Origin of the sequence: Desulfobacter curvatus DSM 3379 (assembly GCF_000373985.1) — a bacterium.
Taxonomy (GTDB): domain Bacteria; phylum Desulfobacterota; class Desulfobacteria; order Desulfobacterales; family Desulfobacteraceae; genus Desulfobacter; species Desulfobacter curvatus.
In genome coordinates, this window is record NZ_KB892954.1 from 1 (window position 1) to 5,172 (window position 5,172).

Here is a 5,172-nt window from a genome sequence, read left to right on the forward strand (position 1 = left end):
GTAATTCATATTAGTCATAAGTTTATTGAGGATCTTAAGACAAAATGGGAAGCATTGGAGGGCAAAAGCGAGGTTAGTCCTTTCGGGATCGATGTCTTCGGAATAAGTAGCCGAGTCAAATTCTTAGGATTAAGTTATATGCTACCTTGTGGCTGTATAATTGCATGGTGTGCGTTGCTTTTGACGGTGTGTCTTGAATGAAGACGTTAATATCAAATTTAACAGGTTTTTAATTCGCTGGGCTCCATAAAAACAGACTTCGTCTGGACGATGCAGGACGATGATTTTTACAATAAACTGTTTCATCGATGAAACACCCGTACAGGTAAATTTAACAAACAGAATAAGTGTTGATTATGGAAAATAAATTCGGCCCCGAATATGCGTTCCTGGAAGACACAGGATTTGTTGCCAAGTACCAAGCCTCATGCTTCTGTGGTGCCGTCCAATATGAGGTGAGCGCCGACCCAGTGGATGCCAAGATTTGCCATTGCACAACTTGTCAGAGGCTACATGGAGCCCCTATGCAGTGGGCTGCTATTTTCCACAAACACCATGTAAGATTCACGGCTGGTTTAGAAGATCTGATTTTTTATAACAGTGAACAAAACAGGGCAGAGCGTATTCTCCCCTGTAAAGTCCGTTGCGGTAAATGTGGCACCCCAATTGCAGATGAGGGACGCAGAATGTGGCTCGCTTTTCCATCTCTATTTGATTTCGGGTATCCCGCCGAGGTGCCGGAGCCATTCAAGCCGACCTGTCATCTTTTTTATGGGTCAAGAGTGATTGAAATACAGGATGATCTGCCCAAGTGGTCCGGCCACAAGAATCATTCCCAGCGGCTGTAAACCGTTTCATCGATGAAACGGTAAAAAATACATTTTGGGGGAAGGACTGGCTGAAGAAGTGCTAACAGCTTCATTCAAAGGTGCCGGAACACAATGCTGGAGTAGTCAACGCACTGCCTGGAAAGGTTCTCGGGATTCAATGATACCATTAGTGCTTGGGTTTGTTTTCCTCAATTAGATTTCATCAATCTTTCTATTTACATCAGATTGATAGGCTGCTATTCGAACATTATTCTGTTTTTCTAACGGGATAACATTGTAAACTTGGACTTTAACAAAATAAAATTGCGTTTATAGAATATTGTTTGTCAATTAAAGGAAAAGTAATGGTATCGGGTGCGGTGGCTACACATTGTCAGATAGAACGTCAAATTTTGGTCATTGATAAAACAATCTGCAAGAGTATTGAGGAGATAGCTCCTTCGAAAAGAGGGTTTCTTTCTCAATTGATTTTATCCCAATTACGTAACTTTGTAGAGCATATCATGCTCAAGATCTATGCCGTTGAGAGACTGAAGGGGCAAGCTATCAGTGACCAATGGAATAATATATGCAGCGCCGTCGAGTTTGTAAAAAGTAAGGGGAATTTGAAATTTTTGCGACAGTTTCATAGCTTTCTTCAGATTTCAGCATCTCACTACACACTTGAAGAAGAAGGATCAGAGCGTCTATTGCTCAAATACTATGAGTACCTTCTTAGGGCTAAGAGTTTCTTGAAGACTGAATATTCGCTCAATGTCCTTGAAAACCTCGAAAAGTTTCCGTTAAACACTGATTCTACCCTTAAAGAATATTATGAGAAGATTGCCCACAAAGTAGATCAGTACCAAGTGGCTAAACCAAAACATGCAAGATCCGAAACTTACTATATACAAAAGATCAAACCTTTTTTTGTAAGCCAGAAAATCTATTATGAAGTTACTTTTACGCCCGTTAACGAAAAGGCGAGTAAGTTTGACAGGGTTATCGCTTTTACCGCTCTTGATATCTCCCGTTATTATGCTGTAAGGCTATTCACGGTTGATGATCGTATTGAAATACTCGGGAAAACCATGCCTGTATTTATCATTATTGACTGGGAAACATGGATTCGCCCTTGTGAGATAAATAACTTTTCAAGACTGGTTGGCTTTAGTCTGGATATTAAGAGGAGTAATGCAGAATATCGCAACCTGATGCGGTATTTATCCAAAACGGGATTTAGCCTAGTTGACATCGTAAACTTTTCGAACAAACGATTCCACCGCACCAAATTGAGCATTGTCCCAAATGCAAGCTCTGTCCATTTTTTTGACGTACTTGAGAATTGCCGTGAAATTATAAAAGGCGATAAAGCTGGTAGCAATATTTTAAGATATCTACTCTATCACCTGAACAACAGTGTAATAAAATGTCAACGCGATAATAGCAATGATCGACTTTCCAGTCTTAATCTAAGTTATGGCTGCATTCCGTTTGACGATATGCCCTTTAACTCGTCTTTAATTGGGCATAATCCTAAATTGAGAGATTTGTTCGATTGCATCAATCACCCAGACAGAAAACACGAAATCTTTGCAAGATTGGTTCGAAACAATACTGAGAACAAAGGACAGCTTTTCACTGCTGTTAAAGAGATAACAGGTTTCGATAATATCGAAACACTCATAAAGGAATATAACAGGCGACTGTATTACAAACACAAAAGCCGTGAATTAAAGTTAGAAAAGGGCCATATCTATATAGAGCAGTACAAGGACGATACACAATTCATTGTTGGTGAGTTAAACAAGCTGGCAAAAAGTGGTGTATCCAACTACGCAAATTCGGTTAAGGCTTGGCTACAATCGACTGTTCACATTGTCGATTGCGATGAAAAAAAGGAAGCGCTTGCCCGGATGTTTGAGCATTCAAATGTATCACTGATATATGGTTCCGCAGGTACTGGTAAATCCACTCTGATAAATCATATTTCACATTTTTTCTCAGAGAGAACAAAATTGTACTTGGCAAACACCAATCCTGCCGTCGATAATTTAAAAAGAAGAGTCACCGCGTCTAACTGTGATTTTTACACTGTCGCAAAATTTACAAAGAGTAGATATATGGAGACTGACTACGATATTTTGATAATTGATGAATGTAGTACCGTCTGCAACAGAAACATGAAAGAGGTTCTCGAAAAAGCAACATTCAAGCTTTTGATATTGGTCGGAGATGTCTTTCAGATCGAATCCATTCAGTTTGGAAATTGGTTCAGTGCTGCCAGGAGTTTTATACCCGTGACCTCAGTTGTAGAGTTAACAAAGCCATACAGAACTAACAATGAAAGTTTATTGACATTGTGGAAACGCGTTCGAAACATGGATGACACGATTCTTGAGCTTTTAGCAAAGCAAGGCTACTCGACTACTCTAGACTCTTCAATTTTTGAACCTGCAAAGGCCGACGAAATTATCCTCTGCTTAAACTATGATGGCTTGTATGGGATTAACAATATAAACAGGTTCTTGCAGGAAAGTAATCCAAGTAAAGCGATACCTTGGGGGCTTCAGCTTTATAAGGAAAACGACCCTATTTTATTTAATGAATCTGAGCGATTTCAACCGCTGATTTATAACAATATGAAGGGAACAATAGTTGGTATAGAAGTTTTCGATAAGCAGATACAATTTGATATTGAACTGGATAAAGTTATAAATGGCATGGATGTAGACTTTTATGATGACCTGGAACTTCTTGAAAACTCAGCGAATGGAAATTCAGTAATTCGATTTTTCGTTGATAAATACAAAAGTGTTGATGACGACGACGATGCTACGTCTTCTGTTATTGTTCCATTTCAGGTGGCGTATGCCGTTTCAATTCATAAGGCACAGGGGTTGGAATACAACTCGGTAAAAATTGTGATTTCAGATGAAATCGATGAGCTTATTACTCACAACATATTTTACACAGCGATAACACGCGCAAAAGAAAAGCTTAAAATATATTGGACTCCTGAAGTTGAGAGCAGGGTTCTAAGTAAAATTAATCCTAAAGACTGTAAAAAGGATGTTGCCTTATTAAAGGTGATTTAAAAAATTTCAGGTGTTGAGTTTCTATGACTCTGTAAGTTAACTCAACATTAAATTGCAAAGAATCAAAAGCGTTAAGGAATAGCAAAACAACAGATATGTCTATCATGTGTCGCTGACAGGGCCGTCAATAAAGGGCTTAACTCCTTCCTCCAGTGCTCAGGCCACTAACAATGCGGAGGGTGAGCTTTAGTGTTGAAAATGCTCCGGAGTAACAGGGATAATCTGCGGTATTCATTCGTCATAAGAATGGAGTCTGTCGGGGAGGTAGTCTTCACCTCAAACCCCTCAGTTTGATCTGCCCAATTCGTAAGCGATAATTAAATTCCATCTACTGTTTTGAAACCGGTGTAATAAGATAATCAATTAAGAAATCTTTGTTCAAATACGGGGGGGGGGGGGGACGCAAACTTGCCCGGATGCAAGTTTTTGAAGCAACGTGCAGGTGGATGAGTTTGCGTCTAAATAATATTACAGCATTTCAATGGCGCAGGCCATTGATACACCACCGCCGCCGCAAAGCGTGGCAAGGCCTAAGCTCTTGCCTTTATTTTTCATGGCATACATTAACGTGGTCATCACCCGGGCGCCGGTGGAACCCACAGGATGTCCCAAGCCTATGCCGGACCCGTTGACATTGGTGATCTCCCTGTTCAGGCCCAGCTCTCTTTCGCATCCCAGGTACTGGGCGGCAAAGGCTTCATTCACCTCAATCAGGTGAAAATCATTGATAGTTATACCGGATTTTGCCATAAGGTCCTTGACCGCCGGGACCGGAGAGAGCCCCATGACCGAAGGATGGCAGGCACCCATGCCTGTGGCTTTTATTTTTGCAATGGGGGTAAGCCCCAGTTCTTTGGCCTTTTCTGCGGACATGATCACCATGCCGGTGGACCCGTCATTGATGCCCGAGGCGTTTCCTGCAGTGACCTTGCCGGTTTTGGGGACAAATGCCGGGGGCAATGCGGCGAGTTTTTCCAGGGTCATGCCGGGCCTGAAATGTTCGTCTTTATCAAATATAATAGGATCTTTTTTGCGTTGGGGCACTTCAACCGGCACAATTTCTTCGGCAAAACTGCCGTCATTGGTGGCCCGTTCCGCATTGTTATGGGAGCGAAGGGCTACCTCGTCCATCTCCGCCCTGCTNATGTCCANAAGCTGGGCAACGAACTCTGCCGTGTGGCCCATGATATAGGGTTGACCCAGAAAATCGGCGGCAGGGGCCTGGGAGGTATCCACAGGAGAGGTTTCATCCAAGGGCAGAAGAT

Annotated in this window: 4 protein-coding genes; 3 read left to right on the forward strand and 1 reads right to left on the reverse strand. The window is 41.7% G+C overall.

The annotated features are described in order from the left end of the window. The 3 genes from B147_RS32330 to B147_RS0105585 form a co-directional block, all read left to right on the forward strand. Nucleotides 1–201, forward strand: a 201-nt coding sequence (locus B147_RS32330) for a hypothetical protein (RefSeq protein ID WP_033396972.1), incomplete at its 5' end; no start/stop codon positions are given. A 155-nt stretch (nucleotides 202–356) separates the two neighbouring features. Next, nucleotides 357–848, forward strand: a complete 492-nt coding sequence (locus tag B147_RS0105580; protein WP_026259516.1) for a GFA family protein — start codon at nucleotides 357–359, stop codon at nucleotides 846–848. A 326-nt stretch (nucleotides 849–1,174) separates the two neighbouring features. Then, nucleotides 1,175–3,907, forward strand: coding sequence for an ATP-dependent DNA helicase (locus B147_RS0105585; protein ID WP_020586250.1), 2,733 nt, complete (start codon nucleotides 1,175–1,177; stop codon nucleotides 3,905–3,907). Between the two features lie 468 nt (nucleotides 3,908–4,375). On the opposite strand, the gene B147_RS0105590 is transcribed toward B147_RS0105585, so the two are convergent. Beyond that, the coding region (locus B147_RS0105590) for a thiolase family protein (RefSeq protein ID WP_020586251.1) at nucleotides 4,376–5,172 on the reverse strand (797 nt) is incomplete at its 5' end.

Coding starts and splice junctions, on each gene's coding strand:
- B147_RS0105580 (WP_026259516.1), top strand. CDS start 357: ATGGAAAATAAATTCGGCCCCGAATATGCGTTCCTGGAAGACACAGGA.
- B147_RS0105585 (WP_020586250.1), top strand. CDS start 1,175: ATGGTATCGGGTGCGGTGGCTACACATTGTCAGATAGAACGTCAAATT.